Below are 23,083 nucleotides of genomic sequence, written 5' to 3' on the forward strand. Positions count from 1 at the left end.
CTGGGCGTTGAGTGGCCAGTTACGCCACACGATCGTCTGAAATCCGTGCAATAACTGGCCACCCGGCGCCGCGGGCCCGCAATGCCGCGCAAACCCGAGCCACGATCACCTGCGGTCGGCGATTCAGCAGATCAGCTCCGACCCTGATGATCAGCCAACCCTGCGCGGCGAGCTCGGCGTAGCGGTCGATGTCGTTGGCCCGCACCCGAGGATCGGTCCAGTGCTGGGCGCCCTCATATTCGACTCCGACCTTGAACTGGGTGTAGCCCATATCAATTCGCGCAGACTGCCTGGCGCCAAAGTTTCCGCGCACCACGATCTGCGTCTGTGGCTTCGGCAGTCCTGCGTCGATGAGCACCAGGCGAGTGCGGGTTTCCGGTGGCGATTCCGCACCTCCATCCATCAGGTTGAGGACCTCGCGGAGTTGAACCAGCCCTCGAACCCCCGGATGCCGCTCGAGGAGTGGCGCAAGATCGGCCGCGCACAAGCGGGTCGCCTGCGAGAGGGCGTCCAGCTGGATGACAGCCTCGTCCCTGCCTGAGCGTCGCCCCAGATCGAAAGCTGTACGTGCGGGCGTTGTCACCGGGAGACCTGTGAACAGGCGGGTCTCGTCGGCATGCAACTCGTCGCGGTGAACGAGGATCCCCGTGGTCGGCTTTCCATTGCGGCGGTAGAGCTCGGCAGGTGCTGCCGGGTCGATCCACTGCGTGCCATACACCGCCGACGCCGAGAGGCCCGTCAACGTCGCTTGGCGCCCAGACCACAGCCACGCGGCCACTGCGCGCTTCGCCGCCGTCATCTCGGCATCCTTGACGAGATAGACATCGCGGTAAACAGCCTCATAGCGACTCGCCAGCCCGCGCCGGGTCACTGTCCCTGCAGCCAACGCCTCTGTTCCGAGAAAGGGGTGGTCCATGCGGCTACGGTCGCCGCGCGGTCCGACACACGCCCGCCGAGCCCGGCGGGGTGGCACACCTGCTGTGGATCAATGCCGCTCTGGGGATATCCCACGAGCGGCCAGTTATTGCGCGTCAAATCGGTCTCAGCGTGTGACAACTGGCCACTGAGAAGCTACGAACCGCTGTGGGCCGCCTGCAACGCCGCGATGTCGAACTTGCCGACGGTGCTCAGCACAGCGGACATCAGCCGGGAGTCGGCCGCCGGGTCTCCCTTGCCCAACAGGTCGTAGTACTCGGTCGGGGTGATCTGCCAGGCCAGCCCGTACTTGTCCTTGAGCCAACCGCAGGGCAGTTCCTCGCCACCCTCCACCAGCGCAGCCCAGAGCTGGTCGAGCTCCTCCTGGCCAGTGACGCGCACCTCCAGTGAGACGGCCTCGTTGAAGGTGAACTGCGGGCCGCCGTTGATGCCGACGAAGCGTTGCCCGGACAACTCGAACTCGACCACCACCGGCACGTCCTGCGGGGACGGTGAATCGGGGTGCGAGGCGATGGTGTTCACCACCCGGCCGTTGCCGCCGAACGCGGCGATGTAGTGCTGCGCGGCCTGCTCGGCCTCCCGGTCGAACCACAGATTCGGGACGATGCTTGCGTTGATCTCGGTCATGGTGGGGTAGACCCGCGTCGGTCTTGGTTTTCATCGCCGAGTGGCCACTTACGCCACGCGCCCGTCGAAGATCCGTGCAATAACCGGCCATTCGCCGTGGCGAACCCACGTGTGCCAGAGCGCGCCGTCCGACGACGAAATCAAGCTTGAATCGTCACAGGTCAAAGGCCAGTTACTCAGTGGTACTGCAACCTGTTCTATTATCGCCTTCCATGAAGACCAAAGGCGCCCTGCTGTGGGAACTCAACTCGCCATTCAAGGTCGACGAGATCGACCTAGGCGACCCCGTCGCCGATGAAGTACAGATCCGGATGCATGCCGCGGGCATGTGCCACTCGGACTACCACCTGACCACCGGCGCCACCCCGATGGCGCTGCCCGCGCTCGGCGGCCATGAGGGCGCCGGCGTCGTCACCAAGGTCGGCAAGAACGTCACCGGCATCGAGGAAGGCGACCACGTCATCCTCGCCTTCATCCCGGCCTGTGGTGAATGCCCGCCGTGTCTGAAGGGCTTCCGCTCGCTGTGTGACCGCGGTGCGGTCCTGCTGGGCGGCAAGGCGATCGCCGACGGCACCAGCCGCATCACCGCAGGCGGCCATGACGTGTCGCCGATGAACCTGCTCGGCACCTTCGCGCCGTACATGACCGTCCACAAGGATTCCGTCGTCAAGATCGACAAGGACATCCCGTTCGAGACCGCGGCCATCATGGGCTGCGCGGTGCCCACGGGCTTCGGTTCGGCCACCAACGTCGCCGACGTCAAGCCCGGCGAGACCGTCATCATCGTCGGCGTCGGCGGCATCGGCATGAGCGCCCTGCAGGGTGCGGTGATCTCAGGCGCCAAGCACGTCATCGCGATCGATCCGAACGAGTGGAAGCGCGAGCAGGCCATCAAGTTCGGCGCCACCCACGTCTACCCGTCGATGGCCGAGGCGATCGCGCCGGTCATCGACACGACCTGGGGCCTGATGGCGGACAAGGTCATCATCGCCGTCGGCGAGATGAAGGGCGAGTACATCGAAGAGGCGATGATCCTCACCGCCAAGACCGGCACCTGCGTGGTGACGGGCATGGGTTCGATGATGGACGCCGACGTCAAGCTCAACCTGTTCCTGTTCACCATGTTGCAGAAGACGTTGAAGGGCAACATCTTCGGCGGCGGCAACTCGCACGTCGAAACGCCTCGGCTCACCGCGCTGTACAAGTCGGGCCTGCTCAACATCGACGACATGGTCACGCGGACCTACAAACTCGAAGACATCAACCAGGGCTACCAGGACATGTTGGACGGCAACAACATTCGCGGTGTCATCAAGTTCGACGAGTCTGACTGGTAACGATCTGAAGCACAAGCAGCGGCGAAAACCCCCTTTTCAGCGTGGAAAAGGGGGTTTTTGCTATTCAGCGGGACAGCCCCGTCAGCCGCGCCAGGACATCGAACCCGTCGTCGGTACCGGGCCAGCGCGCCCGGACGGCGTCCAGCCCGGCGTGGTGCACGACGCTGCGTAGCACCACGGTCACGATGATGGCGTCGTCGGCGTAGCCGAGCACGGGAATGAAGTCGGGGATCAGATCGATCGGCAGCGCCAGATAGACGACCAACAACGCCAGCCGGACGCGCACGCCGCGAGGCAACGTCTTGTCGCCGGCCAACCGTGGGATCAGCCGCAGCAGGTCGGGAAGTATCCGCAGCGCCTCTTTGAGCAGGTTTCCGCGGGGCCGCATGACGAGCAACGCGACGACCAGCACCAGCCAGCTCAGCAGCAGGGCGGCGGCGAGGCCGATCAGGGCGTCGCCCCACCAGGTGTCGACCACAGGACGATTCTGCCGACCAGACGCAAAACTGCCCCTTTTCCTGGCGGAAAGGGGCAGTTCTGTGTCTGGTCGCGAGAGTTACTTGGGTGGCATCCGGATGCCGCCGTCGACGCGGACGACCTCGGCGTTCATGTACGAGTTGGTCAGCAGCTCGACGACCATGGAGGCCAGCTCATCGGGCTTGCCGAGGCGGTGCGGGAACAGCACCGACTCACCGAGCTTGGCCTTGAATGCCTCGGAGGCCTCACCCTCGCCGTAGATCGGGGTGTCGATCAGGCCGGGCGCCACGGTGTTGACGCGGATGCCCACAGCGGACAGGTCGCGGGCCACCGGCAGGGTCAGGCCGACCACGCCGCCCTTGGAGGACGAGTAGGCCGCCTGGCCGATCTGGCCGTCGAAGGCCGCGACGCTGGTCATGTTGACGATGGCACCGCGCTCGCCGGTGTCGGTGAGTTCGTTCTTGCTCATCTGGGTGGCTGCGATGCGGATGCAGTCGAAGGTGCCGACCAGGTTGATGTCGAGCACCTTCTTGTACAGGCCGAGATCGTGCGCCGAGGAGAACTCGCCGTCCTTGCCGATGGTGCGCTGGGCCCAACCGACGCCGGCCGAGTTCACCAGGGCGCGCAGCGGGCCGAGGTCCGCGGCGGTCTTGACCGCATCGATGATCTGATCGGTGTTGGTGACGTCGACGGTGACGAAGATGCCGCCGATCTCCTTGGCGAGGGCCTCGCCCTTGTCCGCCTGCAGGTCAGCCACGATGACGCGGGCTCCCTTGGCAGCCAACTGGCGGGCAGTCGCCGCGCCGATACCTGATGCGCCACCGGTGACGATGGCGCTTGCTCCGTTGAGTTCCACGCCCAACAGACTAGGCCCCGGCATCAGCCGTTCCACCGGTTGGTCAACGCGGGCCGTCGGTAGGCTGGCGCCATGGCTTCGGGGACGTCCAGGGTCGATATCCGGCGCGCGGACGATCGCGGCGCCAGCACGACCGACTGGCTGAATTCGCGGCACTCGTTCTCATTCGCCGACTACTACGACCCGGCCAACACCCACCACGGGCTGTTGCTGGTGAACAACGACGACATCGTCGCGCCCGGCGCCGGCTTTGACACTCACCCGCACCGGGACATGGAGATCGTCACGTGGGTGCTGTCGGGGCAGTTGGCGCACGAGGATTCGATGGGCAACTCCGGGGTGATCTACCCGGGCCTGGCCCAGCGGATGTCGGCCGGCACCGGTGTGCAGCATTCCGAGAAGAACGGATCTGCCAGTGAGCCCGTGCATTTCGTACAGATGTGGGTGCTCCCCGATACCGCCGGAGTGACGCCGAGCTATCAGCAGCAGGAGATCGAGCTGTCCAACACGCTGACACCGATCGCCTCCGGCGCCCTCGACGCGGCCGTCACCCTGCACAACCGCAATGCCACGCTGTACGGCGCCCGCCTGCAGCCCGGCGATTCGGCCGAGCTGCCGCAGGCCCGCTACGTCCACGTGTTCGTCGCGCGCGGGTCGGTCATGCTCGACGGATCCGGGCCGCTCGCCGAGGGTGACGCCGCCCGGCTCACCGATACGGGCGGACGGGTCACAGCTGACACTGAAGCCGAGATCCTGGTCTGGGAGATGAATGCGGGTCTGGGCGGCACGTAGCGCGATCGCACTGATCGCCGCGGTCACCCTGGCCGCGTGCGGAACGAGCCCCGAACCCGCGCCGGCATCGTCATCCAGCGCACCGCCCGCCGGGCTGGTGCCTACGCCCCTACAGGTGTCTGAGGAACTCGCGCAGGGCCCGCTCGACGAACCGCGCCAGGCCCTGATCCCCGCCGGGTGGACCATCGAGGTGATCGCCCGCGTGCCCAAGGCCAGGATGGCCGCATTCGCCCCGGACGGCGCGTTGCTGGTGTCGGTGCCGGACACGGGGCAGGTGCTGACGGTGCGCCCTGACCAGCGCACCCTGCTCGACGGGCTGGAGCAGCCACACGGACTCTTCTTCGCCGGGACGACACTGTATGTGGCCGAGAGCAATCGGATCGACGCCTTCGACTACGTCGACGGCCGGGCCGTCAAGCGCCGCACCATCGCGGGTGACCTGCCGGACGCCAAGAGCCCTGAACTGCGTGGCGCCTATTCCCACGCACTCAAGAGTGTGGTCGTGGGATCCGATGGGGCGGTGTACTTTTCGATCGGCTCGACGGGCAACGCCTCTGCCGATGACCGCAGCGCCACGCCGCCGCGGGCCACCATCATGCGGGTGCCGCCGGGCGGCGGGCCGGCGGCACCGTTCGCCACCGGGGTGCGCAACGGCACGGGCCTGGCCTTTGCCCCGGACGGCTCGCTGTGGACGGCGGTGAACAACCGCGACAACGTGCCCGATCCGCAGGGCCGGGTGCGGCAGGACTATGTGGACGACCACCCGCCGGAGACGGTGGCCAAGGTGACCTCAGGGCGCGAATTGGGTTGGCCCTACTGCAATCCCGACGGTACACCGCCCGCCGGGTTCGTCCGGGACGTGGAGACCAACGCCGACGGCAGCAAGCTGGATTGCGCGGCGCTGGCACCGGTCGAGCAGACGTTGGCCGCGCATTCGGCCCCGCTGGGGATGAGTTTCGCCGAACTCTCCGGCTATGGTCCCGGTGCATTGGTCGGGGTGCACGGCTCATGGAACCGGCGGTCCCCACAGGCCCCCGAGGTGTCGTTCTTTGGTTGGCACAACGGCACATTGGGCCCGCAGCAGACCCTGGTAGGCGGATTCCAGGGTGACGACGGCGCCCGCTGGGGCCGCCCGGTAGCCGCGATTACAGGTCCGGACGGCGCGGTGTACATCACCGACGACTACGCCGGCGCGGTGTATCGGCTGACCCCGGCGGCTTAGTCGTCAGCTCCGGATCGCGGGCGATCGGTGATCCACCGGGCCGCAAGAAGGCCTGAGACCGCTGTCAGCACCCCGGCTGCGACGACTGCGGACTCCAGCCCCAGCCAGTTGCCCATCGCACCGGCGACCAGTGCGCCGACGGCGTAGCCCGCATCGCGCCAGAACCGGTAGGTACCAAGCGCATTGGGCCGCCAGCTCGGGTGCGCGTGATCGGAGACCACGGCGATCAGCGCCGGGTAGACCATGGCCGTGCCGATCCCGAGGGCGACCGCCGAGGTGACACCGGCCAACAGCGGCCAGTTCAGCAGCGCCAGAGCCAACCCGAATCCACCCGCCTGGACCAGCATTCCGGCGACCACCAGAGGTTTTCGGCCGATCCGGTCGGCGAGATGGCCGGTGGGGATCTGGCCGAGCCCCCACAACAGCGGGTAGAGGCCCTTGATCAGCCCGATGGCGGCTAGGCCGAGTCCGTGATCGGTGAACAACAGTGGGAACACGCCCCAGGTGAGGCCGTCGTTGAGATTGTTGATCAGCCCGGCCTGGCTGGCGCCCCGCAGGCTGCGGTCACCCCAGCTGGTGCGGGCGAAGATCGTGCGCAACCCGCCGTCTGCAGCGGGCGCCGGATGTGGGTGGCGCTCGAGTTCGAGGGCCACGTGCGCCGCCGTGTCCCGTACCGCCAGCGACAGCCCGAGCCCGGCGACGACGAACACCACGCCGATGAGCTCGGGGGCTGGGCGGAGCCCGTACGCGGTGGCGAGGTATCCGGTCAGCAGCGCGGTGGCACCCACCGCCACATAACCGGCGGCCTCGTTCAGGCCGGTGGCCAGTCCCCGCCGCTCGGGGCCCACCAGATCGATCTTCATGTTGACCGTCATGGACCAGGCCAGGCCCTGATTGAGGCCCAGGAGCACGTTGGCGGCCACGATCCAGCCCCATGACGGACCCCAGGCCAGCATGAACGGAACCGGCACGCCGATTGCCCACCCCGCCAACAGCAGGTGCTTGCGGCGAAACCGTGCGGTGAGCGCTCCGGCCGCCAGATTGGTCAGCGCCTTGGTCACCCCGAACGCGATGATGAACGAGAAGACGGTCAAATCGTTTGTCAGGCCGAAGGTTTCGGATCCGATCAACGGAACCGTGGTGCGTTCCAGACCCACCAGGGCACCGACGCAAACGTTGACGACGACCAGAAGGGCGAATTGCAGCCAGTTCTCCCGCAGGCCGAGCTCGATGCCACGGGTTCGGCGATTGTCGGCATCGGTGGAACTCATGTCACGACTGTACGTTATTCCATGTAATTATGGAATAATGCAAGACATGGATCGCTCACCAGCGAAAACACGTCTGTACGAAGAGTTCGCCGCCAGCGGGAAGGCACTCTCCCATGCCAGCCGGCTCGAGCTTCTCGACTTGCTGAGCCAGGGCGAACGCAGCGTCGAGGCGCTCGCCCGCGCGGCAGGTCTGAACCTGACCACCGCCTCGTCGCACCTGCAGGTGCTCAAACAGACTGGCTTCGTCGAAACCCGTCGAGAAGGTGTCAAGGTCTACTACCGCCTCGCCGGCGACGATGTCGCACAGCTCCTGGTTTTGTTGCGCACGGTTGCCGACCGTCGCAGGTCCGAAGTCGGTGCCGCCCGCGACGCTTACCTCGGCGAGCCCGTGGGTACGGGCATCGAGCGTGACGAATTGTGGTCGCGACTCAACGACCACACCGGCGATGCGCGTGTGGTGGTGCTCGATGTCCGGCCCGACGAGGAGTTTCTCGCCGGCCACATCCCGGGCGCGGTCTCGATACCGGTGGACGAACTCGCCGAGCGCATCACCGAACTGCCCACCGACGCCGACATCGTCGTCTACTGCCGCGGTGAATACTGCGGGTACGCGCACGACGCCGTGCGGACCCTGACTGCCGACGGCCGCCGTGCCATCCGCCTCAACGACGGGATGGTCGAATGGCGGCTCGCCGGGCATCCGGTCAGCACCGGACCCTAGACGTACGATCGCGGTTGTGGCCGACCAACAGCTAGGCGATCTCAAGCTGCTGCGCCGGGTGCGGGACCGCATCGACCGCGAGTACGCGCAGCCGCTGAACGTCGAAGCGCTTGCCCGCGGGGTGAATATGTCGGCCGGACACCTCAGCAGACAGTTCAAGATCGCCTACGGCGAGTCGCCGTATTCGTACCTGATGACCCGCCGTATCGAGCGCGCGATGGCACTGCTGCGCCGCGGCAACCTGTCGGTCACCGAAGTCTGCTTCGCCGTCGGCTGTTCCTCGCTCGGCACGTTCAGCACCCGGTTCACCGAACTCGTCGGGATGCCGCCCAGCCGCTACCGCGAACAGACCGCGTCGGTGACCGACGGCCTGCCGTCGTGCATGGAGAAACAGGTCACCAAACCGATCAGGAATCGAGAAGCGCCCGCGACCCGCCTCCACCTAGCGTGAAAAACATGGAACTCACCATTCACTCAAGCATGCTGCCGCTCGACGACCCGGACGAGTCCCTCGCCTTCTATCGCGACGTCCTCGGCTTCGAGGTCCGTCTCGACGTCGGCAAGGACAAGATGCGTTGGATCACGGTCGGTCCACCGAACCAGCCCGACACCTCCATCGTCCTGTACCCGCCAACCGCCACCCCCGGCCTCACCGACGACGAGCGTCGCACCATCACCGAGATGATGGCCAAGGGCACTTTCGGAACGCTCCTGCTCGCCACCAAAGATCTCGACGGCACCTTTGAAAAGGTGCAGGCCGGAGACGTCGAGGTGGTCCAGGAACCCACTGAGCAGCCATACGGTGTGCGCGACTGCGCGCTTCGCGATCCCGCCGGAAACATGGTCCGTATCCAGGAGTTGCCCTAACCGATGAGCACCGAGACCCATCCCGCCGACAGTCACGATCTGATCCGGGTCACCGGTGCCCGCGAGAACAACCTCAAAGACGTCGACATCGAGTTGCCCAAGCGCCGGTTGACAGTGTTCACCGGCGTCTCGGGGTCGGGCAAGAGCTCGCTGGTGTTCGACACGATCGCCGCCGAATCACAGCGGTTGATCAACGAGACCTACAGCGCATTCGTGCAGGGCTTCATGCCGAACCTGGCCCGCCCCGAGGTCGACGTTCTCGACGGGCTGACCACCGCGATCATCGTCGACCAGCAGCGGATGGGCGCCGACCCGCGCTCCACGGTCGGCACCGCCACCGACACCGGGGCGATGCTGCGCATCCTGTTCAGCCGGCTGGGCACTCCGCATATCGGTTCGCCGCAAGCGTTTTCGTTCAACGTGGCCTCGATCAGCGGAGCGGGGGCGGTGACGCTGGAGAAGGGTGGCCGCACGGTCAAGGAGCGGCGTGACTTCAACATCGTCGGCGGGATGTGCCCGCGGTGCGAGGGTCGCGGCGCGGTCAACGACATCGACCTGACCGCGCTGTATGACGACACCAAGTCGCTGAACGAGGGCGCGTTGACCATCCCCGGGTTCAGCATGGACGGCTGGTACGGCCGGATCTTCCGGGGCTGCGGATTCTTCGATCCGGACAAGCCGATCAGCGAGTTCACCAAGAAGGAACTCGATGCGCTGCTGCACAAGGAGGCGACCAAGCTCAAGGTCGACGGGGTCAACCTGACCTATCTCGGGCTGATCCCCCAGATCCAGAAGTCGTTCCTGGCCAAGGACGTCGAGGCGATGCAGCCGCACATCCGGGCGTTCGTCGAGCGCGCGGTCACGTTCACCACCTGCCCGGAATGTGCCGGCACCCGGCTGTCGGTGACCGCGCGCTCGGTGAAGATCGAGGGTGTCAACATCGCCGAGGTGTGCGCGATGCAGATCACCGATCTGGCCGCCTGGCTGGGCACGGTGAAGGACAAATCCGTTAGCCCCCTGCTGGCGGCGTTGCAGCACACGCTGGATTCGTTCGTCGAGATCGGGTTGGGCTATCTGTCACTGGACCGCCCCGCGGGCACCCTGTCCGGCGGAGAAGCCCAGCGCGTCAAGATGATCCGTCATCTGGGGTCGTCTCTCACCGACGTCACCTACGTGTTCGACGAGCCGACCATCGGCCTGCACCCGCACGACATCGCCCGGATGAACAACCTGCTGCTGGCCTTGCGGGACAAGGGCAATACCGTGCTGGTCGTCGAGCACAAGCCGGAGACGATCTCGATCGCCGACCATGTCGTGGACCTGGGACCGGGCGCAGGCTCGGCCGGGGGCGAGGTGGTCTTCGAGGGCAGCGTGGCGGATCTTCGGGCCGGCGACACCGTCACCGGACGCCATCTGGGATACCGCGCGGCGCTGAAGAACGAGGTGCGGGAAGCCAACGGCGCGTTGCAGATCCGCGGTGCCGACACTCACAACCTGCGGGACGTGGACGTCGACATCCCGCTCGGTGCGCTGGTGGTGATCACCGGGGTCGCGGGTTCGGGCAAGAGTTCGTTGATCGACGGCTCGGTGGCCGGCCGCGACGGCGTCGTGGTGGTCGATCAGAGCGCGATCCGGGGCTCGCGTCGCAGCAACCCGGCCACCTACACCGGGCTGCTCGACCCGATCCGTAAGGCCTTCGCCAAGGCCAACGACGTCAAACCGGCGCTGTTCAGTTCCAACTCCGAAGGTGCCTGCCCGACATGCAATGGCGCCGGGGTGATCTATACCGACCTCGGGGTGATGGCCACCGTCGAGACCACCTGCGAGGAATGTGAGGGCAAGCGGTTCGGCGCCTCGGTGCTGCAGTACACCCTCGGCGGACGCGACATCGCCGAAGTCCTGGCCATGCCGGTCAGCGAGGCGGAGCAGTACTTCTCCGAGGGCGACGCCAAAGTGCCTGCGGCACAGAAGATCCTGTCCCGGATGGCAGACGTGGGCCTGGGCTACCTCACGCTCGGGCAGCCGCTGACCACCCTGTCCGGTGGCGAGCGGCAACGGCTCAAGCTGGCCGCGCAGATGGGGGACAAAGGTGACACCTACATCCTCGACGAGCCGACCACGGGTCTGCACCTCGCCGACGTCGAGCAGTTGCTCGGCCTGCTGGACCGGCTGGTGGACTCGGGGAAGTCGGTGATCGTGATCGAGCATCATCAGGCGGTCATGGCGCATGCCGATTGGATCATCGACCTGGGTCCGGGCGCCGGGCACGACGGCGGGCGCGTCGTCTTCGAGGGCACCCCGGCGGATCTGGTCACCGAGCGTGCCACGCTGACCGGTGAGCACCTCGCCGAATATGTGGGTGCCTGAACCAACATTGTCAGGGCACCCGAACTTTCCGGTGTTGACCCCCAAACTTATTGTCGAATAAGCACTTTCGGACGGGACGGTTTGCATCGTCCCGTCCGGAGTGCGTATGGTGGGTGACAGCGAAGGGGAGTAGCCCCCAATCGGATATTCGACATACTGGCCGCGCAGCGATGCAGAAACGGCCCGGTTATCCGAACCGGTCACTGACCGGTGGGCGAGACCTTCGGCCGTAGACCGCATTTTGGGTTGCCGGCCGGAGGCATCTACTCAGCCCCCAACGGCAGCCAACGACCGAGGAGTTGTTGAGTGCTTGCTGCTCTGCTCTTGAGTTTCGCTGTCATCTTCGTCGCCGAGCTCGGCGACAAGTCGCAGTTGATGGCCATGACCTTTGCGCTGCGCTACCGCTGGTGGGTGGTGCTCATCGGCATCACCGCGGCCACCACCGCAGTTCACCTGATCTCTGTCGCGGTCGGCCACTACCTCGGCGCCGCGCTGCCGACGCACCTGCTCGGCATCCTCGCCGGGGTGGCGTTCGTGTTCTTCGGGTTGTGGACCCTGCGCGGCGACAAGCTGTCCGACGATGAGGCGACCAAGGCCCAGCGCTCGACCGCCCCGGCGTTCTTCACGGTCACCTCAGCCTTCCTGCTCGCCGAACTCGGCGACAAGACGATGCTCGCGACCATCACGCTGGCGGCCGACAACGACTGGGTGGGGGTCTGGATCGGTTCCACCATCGGCATGGTGGCCGCCGACGCACTGGCCATCGTGGTCGGGGCGATCGCCGGCAAGCACCTGCCCGAGCGCGTGATCCAGCTGGGTGCCGCGGCGCTGTTCGTCATCTTCGGTGTCGCGATGCTGCTGGAGGGCGCGTTCCCAGCGGCCCCGGTGTGGGCGACCACCGCGGGTGCGATTGCCGTGACGGCACTGTGCGCGGCGGGCCTGCGGGCGCTGCCCGCGCATTTGCGACCGGCCGCGATGCGCAAACCCGAGGCCGCCGAACCAGCAAACTCCGATCACCCAGGCGCGATCACCCCTTGACCCCGCCGTGACCAGGCTGTTACGTATGTTGACAGAGTTTCCTGTGTGGTTATTGTGTAGTTCGTGCCAGGCCTGGCAAAACTCCTCCAGCGTGCGGTCGCCACTGCGTCCGCCGTTGCCGTGTGCGCGGCACTAGCCACCACCGGCTCCCCCGTCGCACGTGCCGAGGACGCCCGGGCACTGCTGCTCGGCGCGATCGCCAACACCAAGGGCGCATACCTCGTCTACAACTTCGGCGGCCAGTTCGCCGCGCCGTTCCTGTCCGCCGACGGCCGCGCCTACACGCTGAACAACGGCGGCCACCTGATGGCCATGAAGAACGCCTCCAGTCGGCTCAACCCGCGCCTGCTCGTCGACAGCCATCAGGGCTATCAGTCCCGGTGTGAGCGCACCCCCGGTGCACGTACCAGTGAAGGACTCTGGCAGGCGTCGGAAACCTATGCGCCCCTTGCCGCCTGGCAGGTCCTCGGGCAACCGACCATCGCGGTCAATGCCAACTTCTTCGACGTGCGCGGGCAGAAGGGCGGCTCGTGGCGGGACACCAAGTGCTCGTCACCGTTGGGCGCCTACGTGGACAACACCCGCGGGCAGGGCCGGGCCAACACCGCGGTCACCGGCACCCTGGCCTATGCCGGCAAGCAGGGCCTGTCCGGCGGCGACGAGCGCTGGGCGGCGCTGGCCACCATGATCCTTCCGATGGGCGGCGCACCGTACGTCGTGATGCCGAAGGGGCCCGACGACTATGACTCGGCCTCCCCGGTGATCCAGCGGCTGCTGGATCAGAACGCCCGGTTCGTCGCGGTGGCCGGCATCGGGCTGCTGGCCCCCGGTGACACCGGTCAGCTCAATGACCCGGGCCCCAGCGCGGCGCGTACCGCCGTCGGCTACAACCGGGCCGCAGATCAGCTGTTCGTGTTCCAGGGCGGCAGCTACACGCCGGACAACATCCAGGACCTGTTCCGCGGCCTGGGCGCGGACAACGCATTGCTGCTCGACGGTGGCGGCTCGTCGGCGATCGTGTTGCGCCGCGATTCCGGCGGCATGTGGAGCGGCGCCGGATCCCCGCGCGGGAACTGTGACACCCGCCAGGTGCTGTGCGATTCACGCGAGCGGGCCCTACCCAGCTGGCTCGCCTTCAACTGAGCGGCCGGCTAGTTCATCAGGATTTCGGCGAGAACAGCGTTCGGCATCCGCAAGGGCTGCAGGTACTTACGCAATCCCGGGTGACATAGCTGCAGAAGCCGTTCCTGCGGTTCGGTTTCTCCCATGCGTTGGCGGCCAAGGTATTTCAGTGTCGCGCCGGAGGGAAGATCACCGGCCACCGATGTCGCCGTCGTGCCCGAGATCAAGGTCTGCCCGCCGTGGGCGATGTCGCGCAAACGCTTGGTGCCGGTGCGTGCGCTGTGCACGCCGATACACAGATCAAACGGATCCAACGGCGTCAACTGCAGGTACAGCGCGCAGGACACCGCGTCAGACGCACGATCGAAGGTGGCTGTGAAACCATCGCAGGCAGGTCGCCCCGTCGACAGCGTGCCGCCGTGGAGTGCGACAAAGTGGGTCATCGTCGCTCGAAAGTACGGAAGAGCGGCGGCCATGTCCGAGGTTTGCGTTTGCCACAAGCGTGCGGATCCCTCGGTGCGGGCCATCAGCCACGTCGCCTCGGTCGACAGCTCCTCGGTCACTCGCGCGTTGCTCCCGCCCGTTCTTGCCTGATGCCCCGCGCCAAATGGCACGCAGAACGCCAGCGTAACCACTTTCCATGGGTTGCGTGGCCACGGTCAACACCGTTGCCGCCGAACGTGGTTGCCAACCCGCGGCAGAAGCGGTGTTGCCCCCGTGGGACGCGCGTAAGCGGCTACCCACCAGATTTGCTGGGCCGCGTCACGGTCAGTTCTCGAGCCACAGGTCGACGCCTTCGGCGGCGAAGATCGACAGCACGGTGCTCCAGGTGTCTTGCCCGAGCGCCTTTTTGATGTTCCGGTAGGACGTCATGGCGAACCGGAACTTGCGGTCCTCCGGAGTGCCGAAGCCCCCGCGCAGGCAGTCGGCCAGCGCGTCCAGATTCGAGCCGAAGTAGCCGCCGTCGCCGTTGACCGCCCGGCCGATCTCGGTGAAGAAGTCCGCCTTGGAGGCCACCTTGGTCCCATCGATCCGATACGTCTTCACATGCCTCCGATCAGGCAGAAGGATTCGTAGTGGTCGCCGGTGTAGTAGTACTCGGGCGGGTCGTTCTGTGGCGCGCCGCCGGTGACGATGCGCCTCTTGCCCCGGTTCTTGTTGCCGGGCGTCGGGACCGTGTACTCGTGGTAGTAGCCGCGCTCATGCTTGGGCAACCGGCCTTCGTAGTTTCCGAAGACGACGCCGTCGTTGCGCGGGTAGGGAAACGGTCCACCGGATTGGATGAGCTCCACGGTCTTGCCCGCTTCAGGCGGAAGACCGCTCAGGTCGCACCTGCCGTCCGCTGCCGCCGACTTCGTCGGTGATGCCGGTGCGGATACCGGCGGCGCCGCCGGAGATGACGTGGGTTGAGTCGGGGCGCAACAGCCCGAAAGCAGGCCGCACAGCACTGCCAGCGCCGCAATGCGTGATCGTCCCATCGGCACGAGGCTAGCAACAGGCGGCGCAAATCCAGGGCCAACGGCGCCAGTCGTGCGACGATCGTTACTCGAGTGAACAGAGTGACGACCCTCGCGGAGCCCACGCCCCGCCGCGGAAGCCCCGCGAGCGGGCGAAAATCCCTGTCGAACAGGCAATTTCGTCCCGATATCGAAGGGTTGCGGGCGGTTGCCGTGCTCGCCGTGGTGCTGTTTCACGCCGGGGTGCCCGGGTTCGGCGGCGGATTCATCGGCGTCGACGTGTTCTTCGTCGTGTCGGGATTCCTGATCACCGGGATGTTGTGGCGCGAGGCCTCGGGCACCGGGACGGTGCGAATGGCGCAGTTCTATGCCGGGCGGGCCCGACGACTGCTCCCGGCCGCCGCACTGGTCCTGGTCGCGACATCGATAGCGGCCACTCTCCTGCTCCCACCGCTGCAGGCCCGCTCGGTGCTGGCCGACGCGATCGCCAGTGCCCTGTATGTCGGGAACTACCGCTTCGCGGCGGAGGGCACGGACTATCTGCAGGCTGAGACGGCGGCGTCTCCGCTGCAGCACTACTGGTCGCTGGGCGTAGAGGAACAGTCCTATCTGTTGTGGCCGGCGCTGATCCTCGGCACTGCCTGGCTGCTGACTCGTAGCGGCCGCGGCACCCGTTCCGCCCTCCCGTACGCGTGTGTGTTGGCGGTGGTGGCCGGTGCCTCGCTGATGGTCTCGCTTTCCTGGACCCAGACGATGCCGCCGTGGGCGTTCTTCTCCCTGCCGACCCGCGCCTGGGAGCTGGCCGCCGGTGGGCTGATCGCGTTGACCGCGGCGCACTGGCGCAGCTTGCCGCCGGTCTGTGCGGCACTGGTCGGCTGGGGTGGTCTGGCACTGATCCTGGCCACCTGCACCCAGCTCGGCACGGCCACTCCCTACCCCGGGTCCGCGGCGGTGCTCCCGGTGATGGGGACCGCACTGGTGATCGGGGCGGGTTGTGCGATACCTGATCTCGGGGTGGGACGGCTGCTGTCGAAACCGGTGATGCGCGGCATCGGCCGGTTGTCGTACTCGTGGTACCTGTGGCACTGGCCGGTATTGCTGTTGGCGCCCGCGCTGTTCGGCCACGGTCTCGGATTGGCGGGCCGGGTGGCGATGATGGTGATGTCGCTGGGCCTGGCCATCCTGACCCTGCACCTGGTCGAGAACCCGGCCCGGTTCGCCGCGGCGCTGCGAGGATCGTCATGGCGCAGCCTGGCCGTCGGCGCGACAGCCACCGGGGTAGCCGTCTGTGCGGGGCTGGCGCTGTTGGCAGTGCGTCCGGTGCCGACGGGAACCGGGCAGGCCGCAGTCCCGGTCGCTCTGGTCGGACCATCCCGCGCGGCAGCTCCGACGCTGACGCCCGAACAGCGGATACAGGCGGCCGTCGCCGCCTCGGCCGATCTGCGCGCGGTGCCGTCGAATCTCTCGCCGCCGCTGGGCAACATCACCAAACCCGAGGCATTCGTCAACGGTTGTGTCCTGTCCTGGATGGCGGTCGCTTTACCCGACTGCGCGTCCGGCGACACCAACTCGGCCACCAAAGTCGCCCTGATCGGCGATTCGCACGCGGGCATGTGGCTTCCAGCCCTGGAAACCGTCGCACAGCAACAGCATTGGCGGCTGGATACATTTGCGAAAGTCACCTGCCCGCCGATGAAGCTCCCGATCCTCAGCCCCTACCTCGACCGCGAGTTCACCGAATGCAAGCAGTGGCGAGCCGACGTGCTGACCCGGGTGGCCAAGGAACGCCCGGCTCTGATCGTGCTGGACATGGTGCGCCGCTACGGTGCCGATTTCGGATTCGTCAGCTACGACCCGACCTGGCTGGACGGGTTGACGCGACTGGTGTCGCAGTTGCGTGGAACCGGAGCGCGGGTGCTGGTGCTCGGCCCCGTACCCGACCCGCATACGACGGTGCCGACCTGCTTGTCGGCACACATGGACGACGCCTCGGCCTGCGCGCCCGACCGGTCGATCGCCGTGAATGACACCGGAATTGCCGCCGAGTCCGCGGCTGTGCGGGCCGGCGGTGGGCAGTACGCGCGGCTGGACCAGTACTTCTGCACCGACCAACGCTGCCCGGTGATCGTCGGCAACACCCTGGTTTTCCGCGACGACAACCACATCACCGCCGAGTACGCGCAACTGCTGTCGCCGGTGATGGCCCGCCTGACCGAGATTGCGTTGGCGCCCAACTAGTTACCTTCCGTTGCCCAGCCGGCCGCCGGGAACGCTCAACGGCTTTCAGGAATCGCTCTTGGATTCCTTCTTCGAACTGCCATCCGTATCAGCAGACCCGGAATCAGAAGCAGAGGGCTTACGGTCATTCGACCGGGACTCCGTGTTGCTCCTGCCTGTGGCGGTGTGCTTCTTGCTCGTCGAAGCACTCGAGCTCGATTCCTTCTTCGGCCCGGTGGTGGTGTCCTTGGCGTCGGGCTTGGTTTCCGCCTTGGCCTCAGTCGTGCTGTCAGTCTTGACTTCGGCCTTGGTCTCGGCCTTGGTCTCGGCCTTCGTTTCAGTCTTGGCCTCGGCCTTGACCTCCGGCTTGGGATCAGCCTTGGTTTCAGCCTCTGCCGCCGACTTGGGAGTAGCCTCGGCTTCGGCGCCGGTGGCTTCCGTTGAATCCGCCTCGCCCTTCGGCGTCTTCTCGAGTGCCTCGCGCACCTTCGCGATTGCCGAGGCGGCTTCAGGAGTCGCGCCGGCAACCTCAGTGGGCGCGTTCTCCTCGACAGCCGCGCTGACAGTCTTGCGCTCTACGGCGCCGGCGGCGGGTTTGATGTCGGCCACCAAGTTCGTCACGGACACCCCGACCTTGTCCGTGCTTCCCTCGACGGACGGCGCCACCGTCGACTTCTGCGAAACCAGCGACACCGCACCGGTCGTCGACACAGCCGGCCCGTTGATCGATTCATTGATCGCCTCGACCAGGCTCGCAAAGACGAAGCGGGTCACTCCCCCAAGTCCGGTGGGCGCACCTTCCTCGCCATCCGGATACCCGAAGAAGAACGACGAGGTGAGCCCGGATGCGAACGATCCTTCACCGAACTTCTCGTTGCTGAAGGCCAGGAAAGCCTTCCCGATGGTCTTGTTGACGCCGCCATCGAGGAAATCGGCGATCGACTGCGACTGCTCCGAATCGGGACCGTTGACCTCATCGCTGATCAGAAGCGCGACCGCGCCCACGACCCCGATGACGCCTTGTTTGACGTAGGCACCCAACAACACCGACGGCACCGAGTCCGGGCCGAACACCTGGTCGCTGACCGCGAGCGCGACGTACGCGGTTACCGCGGACGAGCCGCCGTTGAGGTACGCGTTGAGCAGGCCGCCGAAAAAATCGGCGGGTTCGTCGACAACCAGCGCGGTCCGGTCCGTCTGCTCCGCTGCACCGCCGTCGGGCTGGACCGCAGCCAACGGCACCACCGGCGCGGTGCCGCCGGAGACCCGATCGACCAGGGCCACGCCCCGCAGCAGGCTTGCCGGCTCCACCACCAAGGGCTGGCTGAGGGCCACGAGATCGACATTTTCGGACGAGATCCGCTGGCCCGCCTGGGCCACCACCCATTGGTCGTGCGGTGTCAACGGTGGCGAAATCGCCGGTGCCGCAGCGATTGCGCTGGCGGTCACCAACGAAATGCCGACGGAGATGTGCGGGCGAACGACCATACGTGCGGGCCTCCCGAGACGGAGTGGACTCTTGTCACAGAGAAGATATGGCAATTGCACAGACTCCGCTCAGTGAGCAGGGTCAGTTCAAATTCCATCCACGACAAGGCATGCGGACAGCCCGAGCAATGCCAGATATCGTTCGCAACAACAGACTTTCGAGAGAAGGACTCGCAAACGGATAGCCTCAAAGCTCTTGCCGCGGTGCAGCACGCGGCTCGCCAAGTATCACGGACGGCAAACTTCGCACGGTCACGGATCCGCTTTGGCGGGCGGAGGTCACAGTAGGTGTCACCGGCCGGTTTGACTACTGCTTTGTAACGCAATCCACGACGGCTGGCACGGCGTGAGCCACCCCACTCGCCGCGCCGACCCGACTGGCCGAATGTACGTTGGCGCCCAACTGGATCGGAGTGCGGGTCAGAGTGCTGCAACCCGATCGGTGAATGCGCCGTGGTAGCTCATCGGCAGGTGGAACGGCAGCCACGCCTCGGCGATCGGTCCGGCATCGATCCGCGGGGCGTCGAACACCATGAGGCGGCTGCGATGCTGCGTCTCGTCGTAGCCCACGGTCAGCACCCATCCATCGCCTTCGGCGGTGCTGTCCGGGCGCGGCACGAAGATCGGCTCGACGAGCTTGTGGCCGGGCGGGCAGTAGGTCTGCACGCTGCCGTCGGTGTGGTTGAAGCGGCCGATCCCCTCCCCGCCGCCCTCCCCGTCATTGGGGACGGTCACATAAGTCACCGAGTGCGGTTGAGTCGAGCGGCGCTGATCGATCTGCGGGAATTCGCAGCCCATCTGGGCCAGCGGTTCAACCAGGACCCGGGCGTCCGGTGTGATGCGGAAGCGGGTGAGCCGCACGGTATCCGGTACATGCTCGGCCGGAACGTCCTCGTACAGCCGGGACATGTCGCTGCGGCTGTCGGCTCCCCAGGCGTGCATTCCGCCAAAAGATTCGGGCGCGAAGCGGGGTAGTTCCACCACCACGTCGGCGCCGTCCTCGTAGGCGTTGGCGTAATGCCACATGTAGAACGGATCGGTTTCGATCGTCCGGACCCGGCCGCCGTCGCGCGGGGCGAGGATGAAGTATGACGGCTCGTCCTGCTTGAACTGCATGGCATCCCAATAGGTTTGCCGCCCCAGCGCGGCCCATGGGTTGATCCGCAGCGGCGAAAGCATGAAGACGGCGTAACGCGGGGTCAGCGCCATGTCATGGATAAGCCCCATGCCCGGCAGCGGCACCGCACGTAGGTACCGGGTGACGCCGCTACTGTCGGCCTCGTACAGGCGCAGCCGGACCCGGGGAACAGCCTCACCGGCGAGTTCCCGCAGCCGCCTGATCTTCTCGTCCCGGCTCGGCGCACTGCGGATGTGCCGCAGATCGAGGCGGGGGAAGTACGGCTCGAACCCGAAGTTGACTCGGGAGTCCGTCGTCGCATCGTAGGTGTAGTGCGCCGAGTAGGCCCCGATCGGGCCCTTGAGCACGCCGTCGAGACTGCACATTCCGATGGTGTTGAGTGTGTCGAGATCCATGCCATGCGGCCGACCGCCCTCCCACAGGGCGAGCAATCGGTCCTGGCCGATCATCACGTTGGTGTTGGCGGTATTGGCTGGGAGCCGAAATGCGTTGGCCCGCATACCTCCTGGTCGCTGGTGAGCGAATCCTCGTTTCACCATCCGGCCGGCCGCGGTAGTGGTCAGATAGTGCTCGGTGCGGACGAAGCGGTTCTTGAACCGCACTCCGTTACCGTCGATCGCGAAGGCGACCACCATGCCGTCGGCGTCGAACAGGCTGTCCACCCGTGACGCGCCGATGTTCCAGCGGCCCGATCCGTTGCGGTAGAGCGTGCCCGTCAATCCCTGCGGGATCGTGCCGGTGATCTCGGTCAGCGTCAGGTCATATTCGCCGGGGACGTCCTCCCAGTATCGCGAGGGACCGTCGACCTGAGGTGAGGCGGGAGCAGCCATAAAAGACATCGTGTCTTTTATGGCGCTCCGCTGTCAATAGCCGAAACATCGAAGGGGCTGAACGGCAGAGCCGAGCCACCGTCCCAGCACAGCGTCGTCAGGTGCTCGACGAGCTCAGCCCGGGGCATCGACGAGTCCCGGAGCCACCATTGCGCGCTGACCATCGCCGACCCGACGATGGCCCGGGCCCACGGCGCGGCCGCCGCGGTATCGGCACCACCGGCCGCCATGGACGCCGCCAGCATCGCCTCGACCGCGGCGGCGAGTTCGTCGAAGATTCCGGGCATCTCATGACCACCGGCGGCGTGGATACCCAATGCCCGGTAGAGGTTCGGATCGTCCTGCATCCAGCCGCAGATAACATCGAAGAACAACGACATACGCTGCCGCAGGTCGGCCGAACCGGCTGCGCGCCTGGTGATCTCGACCAACAGCCGGTGGGCCTGACGCTCACCGAGAGCCGACAGGATAGCCGCCCGATTCGGGAACACCGCATAGACGGCCGAGCGTACGAAGCCGGCCTCTTTCGCCACCTCGGCGATGCCCACGTCGGGACCATGGGTGCGGATCGCACGCTCGGCGGCGTCGAGCAGATCCGAGCGCCGCTGCTCGACGTCGACGCCAGGTCCGGCGGGCCTACCGCGCCCACGCCTTGCCGAAGTCACGGGTCAATCGTAGTTTCCGGCGCTCGGTGCACCAGGCCGGCCAGCCGTCGGGCGGCGTCTTTATTGGTGTCCCTCTTGGCGGCTTCACCGAATCACCGGCCTACGTGACGTTGTCCTTCACGTCGCTGACCGCCTTCTCAGCGCCTTTCTGGATAACCTCCGCCACGCCTGATCCACGACGTAATCCCCCGGGCTGTGCGCCTTTCGGTATCCATCCGGCAAGATAGCTGCGGTGGGGATAAGCCTGTTGCCTTTCACTCGCCTCTCGGACGCTGACGTCGCGGGCGCGCTCGATCATGCGGTGTCCGTGATCAATCCGGTACTCGATGTGTTCAGCCGTTTCGATCCCCTGGGGCTGAGGCGACGTACCCATCGCGAGGAGCCTGGCCAGGGCGCGGTCGGCAAGTCCCTCGACATCGCAGCCGCTTTGCTCAACATCGCTGAGCTGCCGGGTACCAAGGCCTGGGCCGAGATGGATCAAGACGGCCACGTGAAATGGTGGGTGCATCGCGTCGGGGCGGTGACCACCATCGTCGTCGCCTTTCCGGGGGCATTCGGGGTGTTCGCCGATCGGCTCGGCGTTCAGGACTTTCTGGGTTTCACCAACCAGGCCATCTTGTTGTGCGCGGTGGCCCGCGAGGACGGCGTCACCGACTACGAGGATCAGGTGCAGCTGCTCGGTGCTGTCCTGTGCGACCGTCAACTCCCCGACACCGTGGCCGACTCCTCGGAGGACGCGCCCGACGCGTCGCGATCTCTGCCCGAGAAGGTCTGGGGGTTCGCCGGCACGTTACGGGCGGTCAGCGACGAGTTCACGAAAAGACCTCACCCACAAAAGCTTTACCGCTATCTCGGCATGCTGCCCGTGGTCGGCGCGGTAGCCGACTATTTCGGTGAATTCACCGCCCTGCTTCACGCTGCCGACGAGGGTGCGGCGTGGATCAGCGAGCACTCTCCGCAGGCGCCGGCCCGGGAGCCGGCCCGAACTTGAAGATCAACGCACTGACCGCCACCACCAAGGCCGCCAGCGCGATCACCGGCGCAACAGTGAACCGCGACACCGTCGCCCCCAGGATCGCACCGCCGCACATCGTCAGCACCACGCCGTAACGCAACTTCTCGCGGTCCCCGGTGCCCCCCGCCAGCCTGCTGTCGAACCCGATGCCGACAATCGTCTGCGTCAGCACCGTGGTGCTCAACTCCTGGATGCCGAACTGGCGCGCGGTCGCGTTCTGAATGCCGAAGGTCATCGCGAGAACGATCAGGATGAACTTGCGGTTGTCCTGATAGTCCAGCACCCCCGATCCCGTGAGAATCGAAAGCACGGTCAGCAGAACGACTTCCACACCCAATGCGGTGGCCAGCCAGTTCCGGACGTGGCTGTCGAGATGGCGGCGGAGCCGCCCACCCACCACGGTGCCCAGTACGAACCCGAGGAATGCCACCAGGGCCCCGGTCACGTCGACGCCTGAGTGCGGTACGAACCAGAATCCGAGGAAGATCACGTTGCCGGTCATGTTGGCGACGAACACATGGCCCAGAACCAACACACTGACTGCGTCGACGATCCCGGTGGCGCTCGTCAACAACAGCAGTGCCACAACGGTCGACCGCTGCGTCACCGGTGAGGCGATGGCCATACCTACATCCTCGCC

General features: G+C 66.3%; 23 protein-coding genes. 11 read left to right on the plus strand and 12 right to left on the minus strand.

What is annotated here, in order from left to right:
* Positions 1–19 precede the first annotated feature (19 nt).
* Both ACZYZ7_RS13130 and ACZYZ7_RS13135 read right to left on the minus strand, forming a co-directional pair.
* Complete coding sequence (locus ACZYZ7_RS13130; RefSeq protein WP_463741091.1) at positions 20–916, minus strand: endonuclease domain-containing protein; 897 nt, start codon at positions 914–916, stop codon at positions 20–22.
* Between the two features lie 155 nt (positions 917–1,071).
* Positions 1,072–1,563 (minus strand): VOC family protein, encoded by a 492-nt coding sequence (locus tag ACZYZ7_RS13135; RefSeq protein ID WP_135451476.1) that lies wholly within the window; start codon positions 1,561–1,563, stop codon positions 1,072–1,074.
* Between the two features lie 212 nt (positions 1,564–1,775).
* Here ACZYZ7_RS13135 and ACZYZ7_RS13140 point away from each other — a divergent pair, with 212 nt between their 5' ends.
* The gene (locus ACZYZ7_RS13140) at positions 1,776–2,900 is read left to right on the plus strand and encodes an NDMA-dependent alcohol dehydrogenase (protein WP_135451475.1); all 1,125 of its coding nucleotides are present in this window, start codon (positions 1,776–1,778) and stop codon (positions 2,898–2,900) included.
* Positions 2,901–2,964: 64 nt separating this feature from the next.
* Here the strand turns inward: ACZYZ7_RS13140 and ACZYZ7_RS13145 are convergent, their stop codons facing one another.
* Entirely contained in the window at positions 2,965–3,378 is a 414-nt protein-coding gene (locus tag ACZYZ7_RS13145; RefSeq protein ID WP_463741092.1) for a YkvA family protein, read from the minus strand.
* Positions 3,379–3,456: 78 nt separating this feature from the next.
* Positions 3,457–4,233: an SDR family NAD(P)-dependent oxidoreductase gene (locus ACZYZ7_RS13150; protein WP_167857662.1), complete on the minus strand. Its 777-nt coding sequence runs from the start codon at positions 4,231–4,233 to the stop codon at positions 3,457–3,459.
* A gap of 72 nt (positions 4,234–4,305) precedes the next feature.
* Between ACZYZ7_RS13150 and ACZYZ7_RS13155 the strand changes: the two genes are divergently transcribed.
* The gene (locus ACZYZ7_RS13155; RefSeq protein WP_135451472.1) at positions 4,306–5,025 is read left to right on the plus strand and encodes a pirin family protein; all 720 of its coding nucleotides are present in this window, start codon (positions 4,306–4,308) and stop codon (positions 5,023–5,025) included.
* Positions 5,003–6,247, plus strand: coding sequence for a PQQ-dependent sugar dehydrogenase (locus ACZYZ7_RS13160; protein WP_463741093.1), 1,245 nt, complete (start codon positions 5,003–5,005; stop codon positions 6,245–6,247). Before ACZYZ7_RS13155 ends, ACZYZ7_RS13160 begins: the two co-directional genes overlap by 23 nt.
* On the opposite strand, the gene ACZYZ7_RS13165 is transcribed toward ACZYZ7_RS13160, so the two are convergent.
* Positions 6,244–7,518, minus strand: coding sequence for an MFS transporter (locus tag ACZYZ7_RS13165; RefSeq protein ID WP_135451470.1), 1,275 nt, complete (start codon positions 7,516–7,518; stop codon positions 6,244–6,246). The genes ACZYZ7_RS13160 and ACZYZ7_RS13165 overlap by 4 nt on opposite strands.
* A 46-nt stretch (positions 7,519–7,564) precedes the next feature.
* Here ACZYZ7_RS13165 and ACZYZ7_RS13170 point away from each other — a divergent pair, with 46 nt between their 5' ends.
* From ACZYZ7_RS13170 to ACZYZ7_RS13195, 6 genes are all read left to right on the plus strand, one after another.
* Positions 7,565–8,239, plus strand: coding sequence for an ArsR/SmtB family transcription factor (locus ACZYZ7_RS13170; RefSeq protein WP_286174538.1), 675 nt, complete (start codon positions 7,565–7,567; stop codon positions 8,237–8,239).
* Between the two features lie 16 nt (positions 8,240–8,255).
* The gene (locus tag ACZYZ7_RS13175; protein ID WP_463741094.1) at positions 8,256–8,690 is read left to right on the plus strand and encodes a helix-turn-helix transcriptional regulator; all 435 of its coding nucleotides are present in this window, start codon (positions 8,256–8,258) and stop codon (positions 8,688–8,690) included.
* Between the two features lie 5 nt (positions 8,691–8,695).
* Complete coding sequence (locus ACZYZ7_RS13180) at positions 8,696–9,106, plus strand: VOC family protein (protein ID WP_135451467.1); 411 nt, start codon at positions 8,696–8,698, stop codon at positions 9,104–9,106.
* 3 nt (positions 9,107–9,109) lie between these two features.
* On the plus strand, positions 9,110–11,473 hold the full coding sequence (locus tag ACZYZ7_RS13185) for an ATP-binding cassette domain-containing protein (protein ID WP_463741095.1): 2,364 nt from the start codon (positions 9,110–9,112) through the stop codon (positions 11,471–11,473).
* A gap of 306 nt (positions 11,474–11,779) precedes the next feature.
* Entirely contained in the window at positions 11,780–12,511 is a 732-nt protein-coding gene (locus tag ACZYZ7_RS13190) for a TMEM165/GDT1 family protein (RefSeq protein WP_135451465.1), read from the plus strand.
* Between the two features lie 63 nt (positions 12,512–12,574).
* On the plus strand, positions 12,575–13,654 hold the full coding sequence (locus ACZYZ7_RS13195; RefSeq protein WP_135451464.1) for a phosphodiester glycosidase family protein: 1,080 nt from the start codon (positions 12,575–12,577) through the stop codon (positions 13,652–13,654).
* 8 nt (positions 13,655–13,662) lie between these two features.
* Here the strand turns inward: ACZYZ7_RS13195 and ACZYZ7_RS13200 are convergent, their stop codons facing one another.
* From ACZYZ7_RS13200 to ACZYZ7_RS13210, 3 genes are all read right to left on the minus strand, one after another.
* On the minus strand, positions 13,663–14,196 hold the full coding sequence (locus ACZYZ7_RS13200) for a LuxR family transcriptional regulator (protein ID WP_463741096.1): 534 nt from the start codon (positions 14,194–14,196) through the stop codon (positions 13,663–13,665).
* Positions 14,197–14,401: 205 nt separating this feature from the next.
* A complete protein-coding gene (locus ACZYZ7_RS13205) occupies positions 14,402–14,680 on the minus strand; it encodes a barstar family protein (protein ID WP_135451462.1) in 279 nt (92 codons plus the stop codon).
* Positions 14,677–15,111: a guanyl-specific ribonuclease gene (locus ACZYZ7_RS13210; protein ID WP_463741097.1), complete on the minus strand. Its 435-nt coding sequence runs from the start codon at positions 15,109–15,111 to the stop codon at positions 14,677–14,679. The genes ACZYZ7_RS13205 and ACZYZ7_RS13210 overlap by 4 nt, the downstream gene beginning before the upstream one ends.
* Positions 15,112–15,192: 81 nt before the next feature.
* Here ACZYZ7_RS13210 and ACZYZ7_RS13215 point away from each other — a divergent pair, with 81 nt between their 5' ends.
* A complete protein-coding gene (locus tag ACZYZ7_RS13215) occupies positions 15,193–17,328 on the plus strand; it encodes an acyltransferase family protein (protein ID WP_463741098.1) in 2,136 nt (711 codons plus the stop codon).
* Between the two features lie 45 nt (positions 17,329–17,373).
* On the opposite strand, the gene ACZYZ7_RS13220 is transcribed toward ACZYZ7_RS13215, so the two are convergent.
* From ACZYZ7_RS13220 to ACZYZ7_RS13230, 3 genes are all read right to left on the minus strand, one after another.
* The gene (locus ACZYZ7_RS13220) at positions 17,374–18,795 is read right to left on the minus strand and encodes a hypothetical protein (RefSeq protein WP_463741099.1); all 1,422 of its coding nucleotides are present in this window, start codon (positions 18,793–18,795) and stop codon (positions 17,374–17,376) included.
* Between the two features lie 420 nt (positions 18,796–19,215).
* Entirely contained in the window at positions 19,216–20,763 is a 1,548-nt protein-coding gene (locus ACZYZ7_RS13225; protein ID WP_450070834.1) for a carotenoid oxygenase family protein, read from the minus strand.
* A 17-nt stretch (positions 20,764–20,780) separates the two neighbouring features.
* Entirely contained in the window at positions 20,781–21,428 is a 648-nt protein-coding gene (locus ACZYZ7_RS13230) for a TetR/AcrR family transcriptional regulator (RefSeq protein ID WP_135451458.1), read from the minus strand.
* A gap of 247 nt (positions 21,429–21,675) precedes the next feature.
* Here ACZYZ7_RS13230 and ACZYZ7_RS13235 point away from each other — a divergent pair, with 247 nt between their 5' ends.
* Entirely contained in the window at positions 21,676–22,419 is a 744-nt protein-coding gene (locus ACZYZ7_RS13235; RefSeq protein WP_450070835.1) for a hypothetical protein, read from the plus strand.
* Here the strand turns inward: ACZYZ7_RS13235 and ACZYZ7_RS13240 are convergent.
* The gene (locus ACZYZ7_RS13240) at positions 22,370–23,068 is read right to left on the minus strand and encodes a YoaK family protein (protein WP_450070836.1); all 699 of its coding nucleotides are present in this window, start codon (positions 23,066–23,068) and stop codon (positions 22,370–22,372) included. The two genes, ACZYZ7_RS13235 and ACZYZ7_RS13240, sit on opposite strands and share 50 nt — an antisense overlap.
* Positions 23,069–23,083 lie beyond the last annotated feature (15 nt).

The sequence above is a fragment of the Mycobacterium sp. IDUB_17 genome, assembly GCF_055419465.1.

Bases quoted from the DNA above. Each gene is read 5' to 3' on its own strand.
- ACZYZ7_RS13210 (WP_463741097.1), bottom strand. From the start codon at position 15,111: ATGGGACGATCACGCATTGCGGCGCTGGCAGTGCTGTGCGGCCTGCTT.
- ACZYZ7_RS13160 (WP_463741093.1), top strand. From the start codon at position 5,003: ATGCGGGTCTGGGCGGCACGTAGCGCGATCGCACTGATCGCCGCGGTC.
- ACZYZ7_RS13240 (WP_450070836.1), bottom strand. From the start codon at position 23,068: ATGGCCATCGCCTCACCGGTGACGCAGCGGTCGACCGTTGTGGCACTG.
- ACZYZ7_RS13165 (WP_135451470.1), bottom strand. From the start codon at position 7,518: ATGAGTTCCACCGATGCCGACAATCGCCGAACCCGTGGCATCGAGCTC.
- ACZYZ7_RS13225 (WP_450070834.1), bottom strand. From the start codon at position 20,763: ATGGCTGCTCCCGCCTCACCTCAGGTCGACGGTCCCTCGCGATACTGG.
- ACZYZ7_RS13185 (WP_463741095.1), top strand. From the start codon at position 9,110: ATGAGCACCGAGACCCATCCCGCCGACAGTCACGATCTGATCCGGGTC.
- ACZYZ7_RS13135 (WP_135451476.1), bottom strand. From the start codon at position 1,563: ATGACCGAGATCAACGCAAGCATCGTCCCGAATCTGTGGTTCGACCGG.
- ACZYZ7_RS13130 (WP_463741091.1), bottom strand. From the start codon at position 916: ATGGACCACCCCTTTCTCGGAACAGAGGCGTTGGCTGCAGGGACAGTG.
- ACZYZ7_RS13155 (WP_135451472.1), top strand. From the start codon at position 4,306: ATGGCTTCGGGGACGTCCAGGGTCGATATCCGGCGCGCGGACGATCGC.
- ACZYZ7_RS13140 (WP_135451475.1), top strand. From the start codon at position 1,776: ATGAAGACCAAAGGCGCCCTGCTGTGGGAACTCAACTCGCCATTCAAG.
- ACZYZ7_RS13220 (WP_463741099.1), bottom strand. From the start codon at position 18,795: ATGGTCGTTCGCCCGCACATCTCCGTCGGCATTTCGTTGGTGACCGCC.
- ACZYZ7_RS13180 (WP_135451467.1), top strand. From the start codon at position 8,696: ATGGAACTCACCATTCACTCAAGCATGCTGCCGCTCGACGACCCGGAC.
- ACZYZ7_RS13170 (WP_286174538.1), top strand. From the start codon at position 7,565: ATGGATCGCTCACCAGCGAAAACACGTCTGTACGAAGAGTTCGCCGCC.